We start from the raw sequence: 17,465 nt of genomic DNA, 5'->3' as shown, positions 1-17,465 counted from the left end.
TTAATAATAAAAAGGGCTCTTAAAAAAATGTCAGAATCCACGCACCGGAAAGGTCATCACCACCTCAAGCAGTTCCTTGTCATGATTGTACTTCATGCCACAATCATTATCGAAAATCATCGTTGCTCCCTTATCAGCTGTATAAGGTTCCCACTCGGGCAAACCTTCAGTATTGGGATTCCCCGTACGGGCAAAGTTCAGCCACGCACTGCTCATCTTGTCCGCCAGCACTTGTGCCGCCTTTCCGCCTCCGGTCATCGAAGCATGGCGCACGACATTGTTGAACACAAAAGGAATCTCCATACAATGCGTGCTGCGGAGTATTCCGTCCATCACGGGCGATTCCCAAGCAAACATATACATATAGACCGGTGCACCTTGCTGTGCCGACTTCAGTTTGGCCTGCTCCACTGCGCCGGGGCGGAAAATGAAGTCCACATCCACCAGGTCCTTGGGCTGATAACCGGGGTAGGCCTGCTCAAAAGCTTTCAGAAAATCATCCGTACGTTCACCATATTTCTTTTTAATCTGCTCCACAACCTGCTCCTTCGTCATGCTCCGCAAAGGCGGGAAGTAAGTGCTTGCGGTAAACTCGTGCAGGGTAGTGCCTATCATCACCGGAATGTCCTTGCTTTGCACCGGAGCCTGAGGGTCGAAAGGCTGTGCTGGCAGCACATCGCCATCTACCGTGGGAGCCCAGCCAAAGATAAAAGAAGCCACTCCTTCTTTATCAGCCTCTACACGCATTTTGGCAACGGCCTTTTCGCCTGCGGCAAGCAATTTGTCGTAAGGTACTTTCTGTAATTCATCTATCTGCGAAGCATTCAGTCCCAGCTCCTCCATAACCGCACTGCCAATGCGACGAGAATACTTTTGCTCCATCGTACGAAGCATAGATCCGCTTTGTACAATGGCTTTATGGAACAAGCCTCTCGCCGACGGTGTGGCAAGCAACGTAGAGACCTTGCCTCCCCCACCGGACTGACCGAAAATGGTAACATTCCGGGCATCTCCGCCAAAAGATTCTATATTCTTATTCACCCATTGCAGTGCCGCCACCAAGTCAAGCAGTCCGGCATTGCCCGATTTTGCATATTTATCGCCATAGGCGGAAAGGTCGAGAAAACCCAGGACGTTGAGACGATGATTCAGCGTCACAACCACTGCATCCCCTTTCTTTGCCAGATTTGTTCCGTCATACGAGGGAAGCTCCTGACCACTGCCGGCGGAATAACCTCCACCATGCAGCCACACCATGACGGGGCGTTTCTTCCCGTCTTTCAGTCCCGGTGTCCAGATATTCACCCGCAGACAATTCTCGTCAGGATAACCGTCATCCCAGTTGAAGGCAAACGCCTGTTCGTCGCTGTACCATCCCATGCGCTTGCCTTGCGGACAAGTAGGGCCATAGGCACGGCTGCTGCGGACGCCTTCCCATTTATCAGCGGCCACGGGCGGCATAAAACGTTCGGCTTTGGCATATGGGATACCTTTATATATATAGATACCATTTTCCACATATCCGGCTACTTTTCCTGATTCGGTCTCGGCAATGGCGGTTGCCGAAGAAGCCGTAATCTCCCCCTCCTGCCCACAAGCAGATGCTTTCTCTATTTTAGCTGTCCCTCCGCACGAGGAAAGTAGGATGGCGGTGAATGCTAACACTGACAAGAATTGCTTTTTCATATTATGTATTAGTTTTATGTTTTTATGATTGCAATATTAGCACATTCTCCCCAGAAGGATTTTCTACGTTATCCAAACGGCTTTCCCCGATGTTCAAAACAGCTTTCTCCAATGTTCAAATGTTTGCAGATTTGTTCAAAACATGCTCTCCGGCAGTCTCTCTCTCAATTTTTATGAGTATTTTCGCATCGTAATGCAGAGATTCGTTGAACAAAACAAATGGATGACATGCCAATGCTTTTAGTCTACACTATATATTATGAAATACATTAAATACCTACTTCTATTGTGTTTAATCACCGCATGCAACCCGTCGGACACAAAGACCGCACCGGAAGGCAGCATCGAAAGCCCGGTCATCACCAATGACCTCTCCAACCAGAAGGTCACCGCCTTTGCCGAAGATGCACAAGGACACATTTGGATAGGAACTTCACGAGGGGTGAACAAATATAATGTACATGAATATCATCAGTATTACTGTACGGATGACTCACTGGATATACCCGATAATCAAATCAACGACCTCTTCCGCGATTCACAAGGCCGGTTGTGGGTAGTCACCGTAAATGGAACCAGCCTATACACGGACAAAGATAATTTCCAAAATATCCCACTGGACTTCCCCAACAAGAACGGCATCCAGATACTTGAAAACAAAGACGGAAAGATTTTTCTGAACATGATGCACAACCTTGCCGTATATAATCCGCAAACACATAAATTTGACGTACCCATCAAGATATTCGACCCGAACTATACCTTCAACAACCGCTGCTTCATAGACCAGAGCAACAAACTGTGGGCAGTGACCCCGCTGTCTCTGCGCCGCTACAACTCCTCCACACTGGCACTGGAAGACTCCATTCCAATGCAGGGCTTTTCTCCCACCTACTTCTTCATGCAGGCTAACGGAATCCTATGGCTGGCGGGAAACCGCCAGATAACATTGTTCGACACACATACGCACAAGTTCAAGGAAACACCCCAAGCCCTCCGGAGCCATCCGCTGCTGCATGCCAACGTCAATTACATCCACCCTTACGGCAGCAACAGCTTGTTGCTGAATACCGACCAACAAGGAATGTTTCTCTACAACTACGTGGAAGGATACGTGATACATCAGAGCGAAAACGGTTTTCCCTTCGAAGTGCCTCACTTCAAGATAAGCACCATGTTTACCGACTCACAGAAAAACCTGTGGATAGGCTCTGTAGACCAAGGCTATGTCGTGCGTTACAACTATAAAGAACGTTTCAACACCAATAATCATCTCAGCTCATACCTGAACCGAAAGTCAGTGCTGTCCGTGGCAGTGGACAAGGAGCGAAATCTCTGGATGGCCACCATGATAGACGGGCTGTACGTTTACAACATGGACAGCCACGCAGTGAAAGAAGTGGACTCGGCTGGACTTCCGGGAAAAAGCGCTACCGACAAACCGGACATCACACGCGTATTCGTAGATGATGAGGGCTACATCTGGCTGGCGGTCCTCTATGCGAGCAAGGTGATGAAATGCAGCTATAAAAACGGCATATTGAAGACAGAGGCTATTCATGACATCTTCCTACCACTGTCGTTTGCACAAGATAGCCGTGGAACAATTTGGGTGGGTACACACAGCCCCAAACTTTACGCCAAAAAGCGTGAAGAAAAAGAATTTGTCCAAACAAAAGTATTTTCCTGGACGGGAACCTTCATACCCGGACTCCTTCCACTCAACAACGGAAAGATGTGGGCCACTGCCTTCATGACCCCAGTCATGCAAATCAATCCCGACAATTGGGAAAGCGCTGAAGTACCATTCGAGAACACCGACTGGCAAGCTTGTATCCAACGTTCAGTATTCATCCCTACCGACATCTTCGAAGACAGTCGTGGAGATGTATGGATTGGAACCGTCAGCAACGGACTGCTGCACTATTCTGCCGCCACCGGAAAAATCGAGACCATAGAGGGTACACCCTGCCGGGACATCTCTTGCATTGAGGAAGATGCACAAGGCAATATATGGGCAGGCACACAATACGGGCTGGGCAAATATGACCGCACCGTAGGGAAATTTACCAACTACTATGCCGCCGACGGCATAGGCGGCAATCAGTTTTACGACCGTTCTTCATGCCGCCTGCCCGACGGGACACTTGTTTTTGGCGGTACGCACGGGCTGACTTTCTTCAACCCTATGGACGTAAGTACCAAACGGGAAATTCCACTGCTCTTCGAGGATTTGAAGATACACAACCGGTTGGCACGCCCACAAGACAGCGAAAGTATAGACAAGCACCTCTCCTACCGACCGGACATCTGCCTGGACCACAATCAGAATGGTTTCAGCATCTCCTTTGCCGCACTGGACTACTGCGAATATGAACGCGTACATTATTATTACAAGATGGACGGTTTCGACAAATATTGGATTGATGCCCGCAACAACCGCGAGGCCTACTATGCCAATCTGCCTGCCGGTACCTACACCTTCAAAGTTAAAATAACCAATAACGACAAGAGCATTGTAGAAAGGGAGAATTCCATACGCGTCATCGTAAAGCCCGCCCCTTGGCAAACGTGGTGGGCATGGTGTATCTATCTGCTTATTGCCGCCGCCATCATCGGTATCTTCATCCGTGCCTGGCTACGCATTAAGCAGGAAAAAGAAACCGCCCGACGCGCCAAACAGGAGAAGGAGCAGGAACAACGGGTGAACCGCATGAACATGAGTTTCTTTGCCAACATCTCGCACGAGTTCCGCACCCCACTCACCATGATTTCGGGTCCGGTAACACAACTTTGCGAAAGTCCCAAAATAGAGGGAGAAAACAAACAACTGCTTTACATCGTACAACGCAGTGTGGGGCGCATGCTCCGTCTGGTGAACCAGCTGATGGACTTCAACAAACTGGAGAATGACACCCTGAAGCTGCGAGTGAAACGGACTGACATCATCTCGCAACTGCAACGCTTTGTAGATATTTTCCGCATCAACGCCAACGAGAAAGGCATCGCACTGAACACTTATGGCCTGGAGGATACTTTCCTCATGTGGCTGGACGTGGACAAGCTGGACAAGATTGTAGGAAACCTGCTTTCAAACGCCTTGAAGTTCACTCCGAACGGTGGGAAAGTGGAACTGTGCTTCGACGTCATTACCCGCGAAGAGGCTGCGCGTCTCTTTACGCTGACCGACAAAGACATCGACACGCAATACGTCAAAGTTGCCGTGGCCGACAGCGGGAACGGAATCCCCGAGGAACAGTTGGAGAAGGTATTCGAACGCTACTACCAACTGGACAATCAATCCAAAGGCACCTATAACTGGGGAACCGGCATCGGCTTGTACTATGCCCGCAGCCTGGCGCTGCTGCATCACGGCTATCTGAAAGCCGGTAACCGTACCGAAGGAAGCGGAGCCGTCTTCACCCTGCTGCTGCCGGTGAATGACCTCTCCTATACCCCCGAAGAATGTACCCTCCCCGAAGAAGAACAGAACAAGGCGTTTCCGATACAAACGGAAGAACAGTATCAACTGGAAAACACAGAGAGCATCCGGCAACAAAAGCAAACCCTGCTGGTGGTAGACGATGATACGGAAGTGGGCCACTACCTGAAGGCCCTGCTTTCTCCCGTCTACAAAGTTGTCTGCCGCTTCGATGCCGACAGCGCCTTCAAAGCCATGAGCGAAGAAGCTCCCGACCTCGTACTGAGCGATGTAGTGATGCCCGGAAGAAACGGTTACGACCTCTGCCGACAGATAAAGGAAGACTTGCAACTATGCCACATCCCCGTGATACTGGTAACAGCCAAAGCTACTGTAGAGAACCAGGTGGAAGGTCTGAATACCGGTGCAGATGCCTACGTAACGAAACCTTTCGAGCCCAACTACCTGCTGGCGCTTATCAAATCCCAGCTGAAGAACCGTGAGAAAGTGCGCAGTCTCCTGAGCCGTTCCACCCAAACGGATGAGATTGAGGAGAACGTGCTCTCCCCGCAAGACAACACCTTCATGACCGAACTTTACCACCTGATGGAAAACGAACTCTCCAATCCGGAACTGGACGTGGCGCGCATGACCGAGCTGCTGAAAATCTCCCGCACCAAATTCTATTACAAGGTAAAGGGGCTGACGGGTGAGAACCCCAGCGTATTCTTCAAGACCTACAAGCTGAACCGTGCCGCCAAATTGATAAAGGAAGGGAAATATACCATCTCAGAGATAGCGGACATGACGGGATTCAGTACACTGTCCCATTTCTCGACCAGCTTCAAGAAACAATTTGGGACGACGCCGAGCGAATACAGCAAGTAAAAAGCCGGTCGGTTCAAATTTATTCATTACATTTGTACCATTCTTAAAAAACCTTTTTATCCATGGCACACCGACTGAATACCAACAAGCAGTTTATGATAGGCAACGGCATCCTTGCTTTCGCCGTGATTTTTGTAGTTGTCATCTTTGTCTACATGAGCATGAGGCTGCAACAACGGAAAGAAGGAGAACGCAACTTCATCGAGACATACACCATCACACTGACGAAAGGATTTGCCGGAGATTCCACTTCCATATTCATCAACGACAGCCTGCTAGTGAACCGCACCATTGCAGAAGAACCTTTCACCATCGAAGTGAAACGTTTTGCCGAGCAAAACGCACTCATGATTGTAAACAATGCAACTGAAAAGCTTTCCTTATTTGAGCTAAGCGAAAAAGGGGGCGAATACCGGTTCGAGAAGGAAGGGGAAGAGGTGAAGCAGCTGGCAAAAAATTAGGGATAAAAAGTTGTGAAGCATTTTGCTCTCATATTTCGGAGTCAACAAGCTTTTTCCTGGCTTACCAACAGCCACTACAAAGACATCACATAACTTTTGCAGTGCTACTGCAAAGACATTACACAACTCCTGCAGTGACACTGCAGCGATACTGCACTCCTTTTGCAGCGTTACTGCAAAACAGTTGCAGTGTCACTGCAAAGGTGTTGCAGCAGCACTGCAAAAGGAGTGCAGTGACAGTGCAAGAGGTATGCAGTAGTTTTGCAGTATCACTGTCTGTAAAACAAGGAACTACTTACCGTCCATACTAATCTCTAACCATTTATTTTCGTTTGATATTTCCGAAGCTCCGCTCTCAATGCTTGTGCCTTTCCATCAGTCATCCGGTCGAGCAAATCCCAGAAACGCTCCCCGTGATTCATCTCGCGGGTATGTGCCAGTTCGTGCAGTAGCACGTAGTCTATCAGATGCTTGGGAAGAAGTACCAGATAATAGGAAAGGTTGATATTGCCTTGTGCCGAACAGCTTCCCCAACGCCCGCTGCTGGAATTTATCTTCACACTCTTGTAAGGAAGGTTGTGCTGCATGGAAAGCATATACAGACGGGGCGGAAGAACAATTTTCGCATTTCGCCGTAAAGCTTCCTCAATTACATTGCGCAGCCAAGCCTGCAGCTTCTCATCCGAGAAATCGGCATCAGGAGGACAGATTATCTGCATTTCCCCCAATTCCGAACGGGACAAGAACCGTTCCCGTTGTCCGCTGACCAATGTCAGTTTAAAGAACTCCGTATCAATGCGGTAATCCAAATCAATCAGCTTTCTGACCTGCTTCTGTATGGCAGCCTTCAGACGCGGACGAAGCTGCTCGATGGCATTCTCTATCTCGGCAAGGGAAGTCCGGGGAGGCACAGTCACGTAAATTCCGTCCTCCTTTGTACGGAAAGTGAGGCGCCGTGCCCGGGCATTGACCCGGACAAACAAAGGACCAAGCTCTTTATCTTCTATAATGCGGTTTACTGTCATAAATCAAAGCCTCTCCCATAGGAAAGGGGCGGGAAGAGGCTTTGCAAATGAACAAAGAATCGTCCAAAAACGCAAGCAAATACCTGACAAAAGCGGACGGAGTGTCCGATAATGAACACTACACAAAAGCGACTATCCTTTAATAATCAACATTTTACACTTATGGCACAATAATTGATTAAAGTATGATGACCGAGCGTCCTTTGAAAAAAGCATTTTTATATGCAACTTTTTCAAGGTAGATCACGTCTAACTAATAAATACTGAATCACAAAAAACAAAAGAATATGAAAGCTCTAACAACATTTATCGCAATCGCCTTATTGGCATTCAGTACAACCGCTTGTTCACAACAACACACATACCGTTCCGGAGGCTTCGGCAGCAAGACGGTCAAGGCAAGCAAGAATTATGTAACCAAAGACATAAAAGTGGACAACTTCACCAAGCTGAGTGTAGCCGGCAGCCCCGACGTGACCTACACGCAGAAGTCCGGCAAACCGACAGTGGAAGTATACACCTCGGACAACATTGTAGACTTACTGGATATCCGTGTCAAGGACAATACCCTCTATATCGGCTTCAAGAAGAACGTCAGCGTATCCTATAATAAACTGGAAGTACGTGTGTCCGCAGAAAAGCTGAACGGCATTGCCGTGGCAGGTTCGGGAGACGTGGAACTGAAAAACGGACTGAAGACGGATGACCTCAAAATCTCTGTGGCTGGTTCGGGTGACATCAGTGGAAACAACATCTCCTGCACAGACCTCGATATTTCCATCGCAGGCTCGGGAGACATCAATAGCAGCAACATCACTTGCAATGACCTCCAAGTATCCGTTGCAGGTTCAGGTGACATGAAGCTGAATAACGTAACCGCCAACTTCACCAGAGCATCCGTTGCCGGTTCGGGTACCGCCATCCTGAGCGGCAGTACCCAAGAAGCTGAATACAGCGTGGCAGGTTCGGGTGATTTGCTTGCTTCCGATTTCGTTGCCAAGAAAGCATCTGCCAGTGTTGCCGGTTCAGGCGACATCAAGTGCCATGCCACAGATTTCCTGAAAGTACGCACCAGCGGAAGCGGCAGTGTAGGCTACAAGGGTAATCCGGAACTGGACTATCCCAAGAAAGGACTGTATAAACTCTAACATAGAAAACATAGATTCTCAGATTGATGACTATAAACCTAAACTAAATTCTCTCTCAAATAATTACCTGCAAAAAGAACGAAGGACTCCCGCGAGGAAGCCCTTCGTTCTTTTATCACCCCACACCTCCGAAGCACGGGAACAGTTGTCATTTATCTATATTCAGAATGCCCGATTCATTGTCGCTGTTATTGATGCGTCTGCCGGATGATTTGTAACGCTTACCAAACTCGAAGTTATAACTCAGCTTGATAACCGCCATCTGTCCTATTTCTTTCGCATGACTCCACGAGGTATAGGGCGCCACTTTGCTCACCCGTTCCTTGCCCGTCTTGTAGTTGTTGGTGAACGGGAACATCATCCCTGCTCCTAATTGCAGCCGCTTGTGGGTATAAGTGGCTAAAACAGCAGCCTGGTTTTCACCCTTATAAATCGTTTCGCCCATCAGCTCGTTCGCCCTTTTACTGAATTGTCCCAACAGAGAGAACTGCTTATAATTGAACACGGCACCCAGGTTGTAATAGAAATCATTATACGTATGGGTATAGGTATTGCCGTTAGACCAGTAACGTGTAAATCCACCATCTATACTCAGCGTCAGGAAATTCTTCAGACTACCAATGTTCAGTCCGCGGAATGTGAAAGAAGGGCCAAAGCGCAGAAACTGTGCAGAACGCTGGTTCTCGTTCATCGAAACCAACTTGTCTCCCTCGGCAAACACACTCTCCATGATGATATTCTTGTGATAGCCATGTGTCACATTCAGCATGAAGACGAACTTCTTCTTCATATAGGAATAGTTCAACGTATTGTTGAAAACGCTGTAAGTCTCCAATGCCGGGTTACCGCGTACTATCTGGATGGTATCTATCGCCTGCTCCACATTGGTCAATGCACTGAGCGAAGGAATCTTGGGTTCGACATTGAACCGATAGTTGATGTTGCCGTTCTTGTGCGGAGAGAAGTTCAGACGGACAGTGGGAGTAAAGGTATAGTAGGTATGTTCCTCCCCTCCTTCCTTGAAATAAGAGCGGGTCAGTCCGGCACTCACACCATAGCTCACTTTCCTGATATTACCCTGCACCTCGGCAAACGCCGCTGTCTTTGCCTGGTTCATTTCCGATACGACGGGTGAAGAGCCTGCATACTCGTTCCTGGCATACATCTGGTAGTGGCGCAATCCGGCGCTGAATACGAGGAACTTGAAACGCTTGTCGTAGATGGCTTCACCGATAATGGAACGCTTATTCCCCGTCACATCTGTTTCAATCATCGCCAGGTCTTCGGCTTGAGGCGTATATTCGTGGTAGAGCCTATTATTGTCGGTGTGCATCAGCGTACCGGTCACGCTCATCGTAAGCATCTGATTCTTCGGTAATGTACGCTGGTAATAAAGGTCGAGCGAAGGAGTGTAGCTGGACTGCTTGTTCTTCAGTCTGGAGAAGATATAGTTATCGGCATCCGCAGCATCATACAACTTGTTCGACTGGTTCAGGCAAGGGGCATCATAGACACTGTTGCGGAACACGACGTTGAATACGTACTTATCCTGCTCCGTCAGATTGTAAGAGAGGTCGATATTGTGGGTAAAGTGCTTGTTTTGGTCGTGAAGCCCCTCCTGCACACGATGTATCGTCTTATTTTCCAACACATATGTCTCGTCTATATCCGTATATGTTTTTTTGAAGTTACGGGCAGACAAGTTATAGAACAATCCCCATTGTGACTTGTTATGATTGAACTTTGCCACCACATTGTCCTCGCTAAACAACATGTGGGGAGCATTAGTGGCTTGTATATTGACCAGTCCACCCGTTTCGCGGCGGCGGACAATGATGTCCACCACAGCGCCCAGGCTGCTGTCGCCATAGCGCTCTCCCGGATTTTCGATGAATTCTATTCTTACAATCTCCTTGGGCAGGAGGGCTGCCACTTCGGTGGAGGTAGCCACAATACCGTTGATACGTGTCTGTACGCTGCCGCCATTGGCTTCCAGGCCTTTACCAAGAGCATCCACCTTCAAGTGCGGAATGGCAAGGTTCAGCATCAGGTCGTAGGGATTATAGGAATTCTTCATGGCAGTAGCGGTGGGTACTACAACCATGCGGTCTACCTTCTGCGTGATATTGCTGCCCGATATTACCACCTCGTCCAGTGCTACCGACTGTTCTTTCAAGATAATGTCTCCCATCTGCACAGTGCCTTGGGGAGTCCTGATGACAATCTGTTCGCCGACGTAACCGATATAAGAGAGTCTTAACAGGAAATCCGAACCGGCAGTGGCTCTCAAAGCAAATTTACCTTTGCCATCAGTGGTGCTTTCCGTAACGAATGAAGAGTCGGGCAAGGAAATCAGGGCTACATTGACAAATTCCACCGGACGGTTCTGTTCATCTACAATTGTACCGTTTACTTTCACTGTTTGTGCCGCTGCGGCAAAGCTACCCAACAGGCATACGATAGCTATAACAAGAATCTTTTTCATAAATGCCGGTGTTTAGAGTTTGTCTTTTAAAGCTGACTCGATGATTGCCTTTATCTCTTCTGACGAAAGAGTTTCTTTATTGGTCCACTCCTTGTCTCTCTCCTCCGAGATATCCAATACGGAATCGCAATGTTCCGACATCAGCAGAAAGAGCATTTTCTCTGAAGTTTCGCCCGACGCGCTTATTACCTCATAGTGCACTTCGGCATACTTGCAAAATTTGCCGTCTACGTTACGACCACATTTACGCTCCAGGTATCCGTAACGGAATTTCTCACCTTCGCCTAACTGCGACTTAACATATTCCTTAGTTGCCGACTTTATTTTATACTGGTCGCTTCCGGGGAAGTAACATGAAGTAAGAGATACAAGTGCGAAACACGCTGCGATTGCCATTGTTCTGAATGTACTTTTCATAAGACTTTCTGTTTTTTGATTTGATGCAAAGTTAAGGCAAGAAGTCTCTTAACTCCTACTAAATCGCACTATTAAAAGTCTTAATACTTAGCACATAAAGCACTGATTATCAACAATGACATATTATAAAAGTCTTAATCCGGCCTCTTCCGGTCTAAATGCCTCTTATGCACTCCACAATATCCTGTTTTTCGCCTGCATTTATCTTCTTTCGGATGGAAGTCTTACGCACGTAGATGGTTGCACTTGTCTGTTGGGTGACCACACCGATTTCTTTCGTGGAGAAACCGGCACAGAGCAGACAGCATATCTGCACTTCCTTATCAGACAATACCTGTCCGAACTTTTCCATCATGCGGGAATAAAAGCCATCGTATAGTTTATCAATTACCGGATAAAGGTCTGCCCAGGCAAGAAGTCCTTCCACCGGAATCTCCTTATTGCCGATGCCCGAAATAAGTTTCAGCAACGCCTGGTTCTGTGAGGTAGGCGTATTGGCAACAAGCCGTATGATACCCAGCTGCTGAAGAAGCAGCTTCTTGAAGAAAGCACCGCTATTCTCTTCCTGATTGTCCGATACCTTCTGGGCATCTTCCAGCAGGCGGGTCAGTGCATCAATACGTTCCTCGGCTTCGGCAAGGCGCTTCCGTCTGTTACGGATATAAAAGGTAAGGGAAACAAGTACCCCGACAAACACAACAACAACCAGCATCGAATACATCCGTGTCTTCTGCCGTTTGATTATCAACTCATAGTTCAACTGTTGAAGCTTGTTCCTGGTCACCAGCTGTTGCTCTATCACGCTATTCTGGTCCCTCATCTCATTCCTGACAGAATCAGCAAACCTACCGAAAGTGACAATGTCCAAAGGTGCCCCGGAAGTATAGTCCAGAATTGTTTTCAACTGTGCCAGCGCACTGCGTACAGAAAAGCCCTCGGCTCTCTTTTCTTCCTGCTTCAATTCATTGTTCCACGCCTGCTCCCAATAGTAACGGGCAGAATCCAACTGATGAAGGTTCAGGAAGTTTTCAGCAAAGATTACCTGCAGAATGGGATAGTTGTCGGTCATAGGCATCAGCCGTCTAACCCGGTGAAGCAGTTCATTGGACTTGGTATATTCATGGCTGTTGGCAAGAAAAGCGGCATAATTCCTCAGATAGTGACAGGCCGAAGCTGTATCGGCTGCCGCCAATGCCATGTCAATACTCTGTTCCAGGTAATCCGAAGAAGAAGGGTGGTTGGCAAGCGCCATATTGAGTCCCAGGTCATAGAGTATGGAGCAATGTTCCCGGACAGATAGCTTATCAGCATATTGCAATATCTTTTCCATCAACTCTATCGCCTGGGAGTGGTCATTTCTCAGATAAGCTATCTCTGCCTTTCCCCGATAAAAAAGAAGAAGCCAGAAGGTGTCTTTCCGGGCTATGGCATAGTCCAAGCCATTCTCAATCGCTTCATCCATGCGTTCCTCCTGCTTCATCCATTTATAATAGGAGGCTTCAAGCAGGTAGCCATCAAGCATACGGGAAGAGTCTTTCCGCTCACGATAGTAGTGTATCGCTTCAGGAAGCAGCGAATCTTCCGCCAATGACATACCCATACGGTAGCGGGCCTGCGCACAGTTCCAAACGAACTGCATCCACTCCGCTTCTGAAAACCCGACATCCTTTTCTATGGAATTAAGCAACTTCAGCGCACTGTCCGGACGGCTCTGCAACAAAGAGTCGGTCTGCGCCAAAAGTTTTTTGTTGCCATGACAGTCATTACAGCCTACAAAGCACATAATGCCTAAAAGCATAATACAGATGTATAGTATGTTTCTCATCTTCTCCATTGTATATATTTGCAGTGAGTAAAGTTGAGAAAAAAAACGGCAGACTCCAAACTATATATACTGTAAATAATAACTCCCTTAAATAAAAAGCCTTGTAACCCACAGGCAAGAACAACAAAGGGACGCTGCATCACGCGGCGTCCCTTCTATTTTAGTTAGTTTTTATAAGATTTTGAGAGAATTGAAACTTCACAGCCTCAAGTTGTTTTAATAAAGCACACTAACTATTATTATGTTTAAAGCAAATGAAAATGTTATTTTAAAAGCAAATGAAAATATCTATTCCTTGATTTCCAGCTCCTTGTTCACCCGGCGCAGGCTGTCCATCACCTGCTTCTCATGAGACACGGGCACATCTCCCGAAAGAGCTACCGACGGTGCGGAAATCTGTTTACCGATAGTATCGGTTGCGGCTACTTCCTCTACATCCGAAAAGAATGAATGCTGCATCACATTTCCCAGCGAAAGAACCACTGCCACTACTGCGGCGGCTTTGAACAGCGGCATGAAGCGTGCGGCCAGTGTCAGGCGCTTTGCCTTGACCACCGGAACTTCCACTTCGGCAAGCACCCGGGCATCAAAATCCTCACCCAGATGCACTTCCTGCTGAAGCTGCTGATATACGAACAAATCCTTGTAGCGAAGCAAGTGCTTGGGCACATCGCTTCCGCTAAAGAAAGCACGCAATTCAGCCTCATCTTCCAAAGAAGTTTCGCACTGCCAGTAGCGCTCCAAGAGTTGTTCTATATATTTAGAGTCCATAACCTTCTATATCAATAAACGTTTGTTTCACTTTTTGCCGCGCCCTGAAGAGGTTCACTTTTACCTGCTCCTCGGTCAAGTTCAGGACTGCTGCTATTTCTTTATAGCTTTTACCTTCCACATCCCTAAGCTGCATAATCAGCCGCTGCTTTTCGGGAAGTCTGTTCATCAGCCGGTGTATCAACGCCATCCGTTCCTTGTTCACCAGCTTCTCGTAAGGGCCCGATGCATCGGAGGCCTGCTCCATTTCGGGGGTCAGCTCCACGGTACGGGAGTCTTTTCGCTCGCTACGGTCTATCGCCAGATTTCTTGCCACTGTCAGGCAATAGGCCTCAATAGAACCAAACTGCGACCACTCGTCACGCTTGTTCCAAACCCTTATCAGCGTTTCCTGCACGACATCCTCTGCCTCTGCCCTATCAAACGTAATTCTCAAGGCTAACCGAAAAAGCTTATCCTTCAGCGGGAGAATGTCATTGCGAAAGCTGAGTTCTTGCATCTCTAATAAATTGACGGTTAAGTATTCAGAAAGTTACAGCCTATTGCCGTTTTTTTTGAATTATTTTCGGATACGGGTTCCACTGTTCCCGTTGATGGCTGATGCTAAAGTGATTACGACTTCGGACACACCCGCATTCAACGCCTCGAAAGAGTTCTCCAATTTTGGAATCATGCCACCTTGAATCACACCATCTGCCACATATTGCTTGAATTCCTCCGGCGTTATCTGTGGAATCACGCTATCATCGTCGTTCTCGTCACGCAGCACCCCTTTCTTCTCAAAGCAGAATACCAAAGTAACATCGAACAAGCCCGCCAAAGCCTTGGCGGTCTCTCCGGCAATGGTGTCGGCATTCGTATTCAGCATGTGCCCGTCTCCATCGTGTGTCAACGGAGCCATCACGGGAACCACACCCTTATGAATGAGGTCTGCCAAGAAAGCATCATTCACCTGCTTCACATCGCCCACAAACCCATAATCCACCTCCTTCACGGGACGCTTTACCGAACGGATTACATCCATATCGGCTCCCGTCAAGCCCAGTGCATTGACACCACGCGCCTGCAAGCCGGCAACGATATTCTTATTCACCAGTCCGCCATACACCATGGTCACCACCTTCAGCGTTTCGGTATCAGTGATGCGGCGGCCATTCACCATTTTACTTTCAATACCCAGTTGGGCAGCGAGCTTCGTGGCCGAGCGTCCGCCTCCGTGTACCAAGACCTTGTAGCCTTCGATGGCTGCAAAGTCATCCAATAACTTATAGAGGGTGGCTTCCTCTTCTACAATCTTGCCACCCACCTTTATTACAGTCAGTTTCTCCATTTTATTCCAAATAAGTATATCCGTACAGTCCGGAACGGTAATTAGACAAGAATTCCTTCCCTTCTTCCACAGAGATACGCCCTTCCTTGACGGACTGCGTCACCCAAGTTTCCAGCGTACGTACCAGTTTTTTAGGATTATATTGCACGTAGTCCAACACCTCAGCCACCGTCTCGCCGTCAATCAGTTGGTCGATGGTGTAGCCTTTGGAATTGACAGACACATGCACGGCATTCGTATCACCAAACAGATTGTGCATATCTCCCAGAATCTCTTGATAAGCTCCGACCAGAAAAACCGCCAGATAGTAGTGTTCCTTGTCGCGCAACGAGTGCAGCGGCAGGGTGGTCGTATCGGCACGCGAGCTGACGAAATTGGCAATTTTGCCGTCCGAGTCGCAAGTCATATCCTGCAAGGTAGCCTCGCGGTCGGGTCTTTCATCCAGCCGTTGTATGGGCATGATGGGGAACATCTGGTCGATAGCCCAGGAATCGGGCAATGACTGGAACAGCGAGAAGTTACAGAAATACTTGTCGGCAAGCAGCTTGCTCAACTTGCGGAATTCCTCGGGGCAGTGCTTCATGCCGCTGGCAATGGAGTTGATTTCGCGGCAGATACTCCAGTAGAGTTTCTCTATTTGTGCACGCGTATTCAGGTCGACGATGCCATGGCTGAAAAGGTCGAGTGCCTCTTCGCGTATCTGCTGCGCATCGTGCCAAGGTTCCAGCATACTGCGCTGGCTCAGATTATCCCAGATGTCATACAGTTCCTTCACCAGTTCGTGAGCATCCTCTCCCGGTTCCCAGTCGTCGTCCATTTCGGGCAGGGAAGCCGTTTCCAGCACTTCGAAGATAAGCACGGAGTGATGGGCAGTCAGGCTGCGTCCCGTCTCGGTAATGATATTGGGATGAGGGAACCCGTGTTTGTCGGCAACATCAACGAAAGTCGACACCACATCGTTGACATATTCCTGGATGGAATAGTTGACGGAGCTTTCGCTACTTGAAGAGCGTGTACCGTCATAATCAACTCCCATACCGCCACCAGTATCCACGAATTCGATGTTGAAGCCCATCTTGTTCAGCTGCACAAAGAATTGCGAAGCTTCACGCAAAGCATTCTTGATGCGGCGTATCTTGGTTATCTGACTGCCGATATGGAAATGTATCAGCTTCAGACAGTCCTTCATATCTTTTTTCTCCAAGAAGTCCAGCGCTTCGAGCAGTTCACTGGATGTCAGTCCGAACTTGCTGGCATCTCCTCCGCTTTCTTCCCATTTGCCACTTCCACTGGAAGCCAATTTAATGCGAATACCGATATTAGGTTTCACCTTCAATTGCTTCGCCATCTTGGCAATAAGATTCAACTCATTAAGTTTCTCTACAACAAGAAAAATGCGTTTGCCCATTTTCTGTGCCAACAGTGCCAGTTCAATGAAGCTCTCGTCCTTATATCCGTTACAAACCACGAGGGAACCCGGGTCTGTATTGACCCCTATCACAGCATGCAACTCCGGCTTTGAACCCGCTTCCAGCCCCAGATTGAACTTCTTCCCATGGTTAATCATCTCTTCTACCACGGGACGCATCTGATTCACTTTAATGGGATAGATAATAAAGTTCTCTCCTTTATACCCGTACTCGTCGGCTGCCTGTCTGAAGCAGCAGGACACCTTCTCGATGCGGTTGTCCAGAATATCGGGAAAACGCACCAATACCGGAGCCGCTACATCGCGCAACTGCAACTCGTCCACCAACTCTTTTAAATCGACGGCAACCCCATCCTTACGCGGTGTCACCACAACATGACCTTTGTCATTGATACCAAAGTACGAAGTGCCCCAACCAGTTACGTTGTACAGCTCTTCTGAATCTTCAATACGCCATTTTCTCATCAGTACATTTACTATTAGACTATTTACAATTTACTATTTTCCCACTATAGTGTGTCTTATAAAGGGGGCGACAAAAATACACATAAATCTAATATATCCAGCTCCTCGGACTGA

12 protein-coding genes are annotated in these 17,465 nt (G+C 48.0%); 3 read left to right on the top strand and 9 right to left on the bottom strand.

Going from position 1 to position 17,465, the window contains the following annotated elements; all coding sequences use genetic code 11:
* Nucleotides 1-30: 30 nt before the first annotated feature.
* Nucleotides 31-1,686, bottom strand: coding sequence for a carboxylesterase/lipase family protein (locus tag DW896_RS12470; protein WP_117878273.1), 1,656 nt, complete (start codon nucleotides 1,684-1,686; stop codon nucleotides 31-33).
* Between the two features lie 259 nt (nucleotides 1,687-1,945).
* Here DW896_RS12470 and DW896_RS12465 point away from each other — a divergent pair, with 259 nt between their 5' ends.
* Both DW896_RS12465 and DW896_RS12460 read left to right on the top strand, forming a co-directional pair.
* The gene (locus DW896_RS12465; RefSeq protein WP_119993303.1) at nucleotides 1,946-5,995 is read left to right on the top strand and encodes a hybrid sensor histidine kinase/response regulator transcription factor; all 4,050 of its coding nucleotides are present in this window, start codon (nucleotides 1,946-1,948) and stop codon (nucleotides 5,993-5,995) included.
* Between the two features lie 62 nt (nucleotides 5,996-6,057).
* Nucleotides 6,058-6,456 (top strand): hypothetical protein, encoded by a 399-nt coding sequence (locus DW896_RS12460; RefSeq protein WP_005825862.1) that lies wholly within the window; start codon nucleotides 6,058-6,060, stop codon nucleotides 6,454-6,456.
* Nucleotides 6,457-6,770: 314 nt separating this feature from the next.
* Here DW896_RS12460 and DW896_RS12455 read toward each other — a convergent pair whose 3' ends face one another.
* A complete protein-coding gene (locus tag DW896_RS12455; RefSeq protein WP_035447697.1) occupies nucleotides 6,771-7,481 on the bottom strand; it encodes a SprT family zinc-dependent metalloprotease in 711 nt (236 codons plus the stop codon).
* Between the two features lie 287 nt (nucleotides 7,482-7,768).
* Between DW896_RS12455 and DW896_RS12450 the strand changes: the two genes are divergently transcribed.
* The gene (locus tag DW896_RS12450) at nucleotides 7,769-8,629 is read left to right on the top strand and encodes a head GIN domain-containing protein (RefSeq protein WP_119993301.1); all 861 of its coding nucleotides are present in this window, start codon (nucleotides 7,769-7,771) and stop codon (nucleotides 8,627-8,629) included.
* A 148-nt stretch (nucleotides 8,630-8,777) separates the two neighbouring features.
* Here the strand turns inward: DW896_RS12450 and DW896_RS12445 are convergent, their stop codons facing one another.
* The 7 genes from DW896_RS12445 to speA form a co-directional block, all read right to left on the bottom strand.
* Nucleotides 8,778-11,114 (bottom strand): carboxypeptidase-like regulatory domain-containing protein, encoded by a 2,337-nt coding sequence (locus DW896_RS12445; RefSeq protein ID WP_009037382.1) that lies wholly within the window; start codon nucleotides 11,112-11,114, stop codon nucleotides 8,778-8,780.
* A 12-nt stretch (nucleotides 11,115-11,126) separates the two neighbouring features.
* Entirely contained in the window at nucleotides 11,127-11,531 is a 405-nt protein-coding gene (locus DW896_RS12440; RefSeq protein WP_005825870.1) for a hypothetical protein, read from the bottom strand.
* Nucleotides 11,532-11,685: 154 nt separating this feature from the next.
* Nucleotides 11,686-13,356 carry a LuxR C-terminal-related transcriptional regulator gene (locus DW896_RS12435; RefSeq protein ID WP_009037383.1) on the bottom strand — a complete coding sequence of 557 codons (1,671 nt, stop codon included), beginning with the start codon at nucleotides 13,354-13,356 and terminating at the stop codon, nucleotides 11,686-11,688.
* Between the two features lie 288 nt (nucleotides 13,357-13,644).
* Nucleotides 13,645-14,127, bottom strand: a complete 483-nt coding sequence (locus DW896_RS12430; RefSeq protein ID WP_009037384.1) for a hypothetical protein — start codon at nucleotides 14,125-14,127, stop codon at nucleotides 13,645-13,647.
* Nucleotides 14,117-14,626 (bottom strand): RNA polymerase sigma factor, encoded by a 510-nt coding sequence (locus DW896_RS12425; protein ID WP_009037385.1) that lies wholly within the window; start codon nucleotides 14,624-14,626, stop codon nucleotides 14,117-14,119. The genes DW896_RS12430 and DW896_RS12425 overlap by 11 nt, the downstream gene beginning before the upstream one ends.
* Nucleotides 14,627-14,686: 60 nt before the next feature.
* Complete coding sequence (gene argB, locus DW896_RS12420; RefSeq protein WP_005825877.1) at nucleotides 14,687-15,457, bottom strand: acetylglutamate kinase; 771 nt, start codon at nucleotides 15,455-15,457, stop codon at nucleotides 14,687-14,689.
* Nucleotide 15,458: 1 nt separating this feature from the next.
* Nucleotides 15,459-17,351 carry a biosynthetic arginine decarboxylase gene (gene speA, locus DW896_RS12415; RefSeq protein ID WP_005825878.1) on the bottom strand — a complete coding sequence of 631 codons (1,893 nt, stop codon included), beginning with the start codon at nucleotides 17,349-17,351 and terminating at the stop codon, nucleotides 15,459-15,461.
* Nucleotides 17,352-17,465 lie beyond the last annotated feature (114 nt).

It is taken from the genome of Bacteroides sp. AM41-16, from assembly GCF_003603495.1.
Taxonomy (GTDB): domain Bacteria; phylum Bacteroidota; class Bacteroidia; order Bacteroidales; family Bacteroidaceae; genus Bacteroides; species Bacteroides uniformis.
This window is presented reverse-complemented; position numbering and strand designations above follow the sequence as displayed.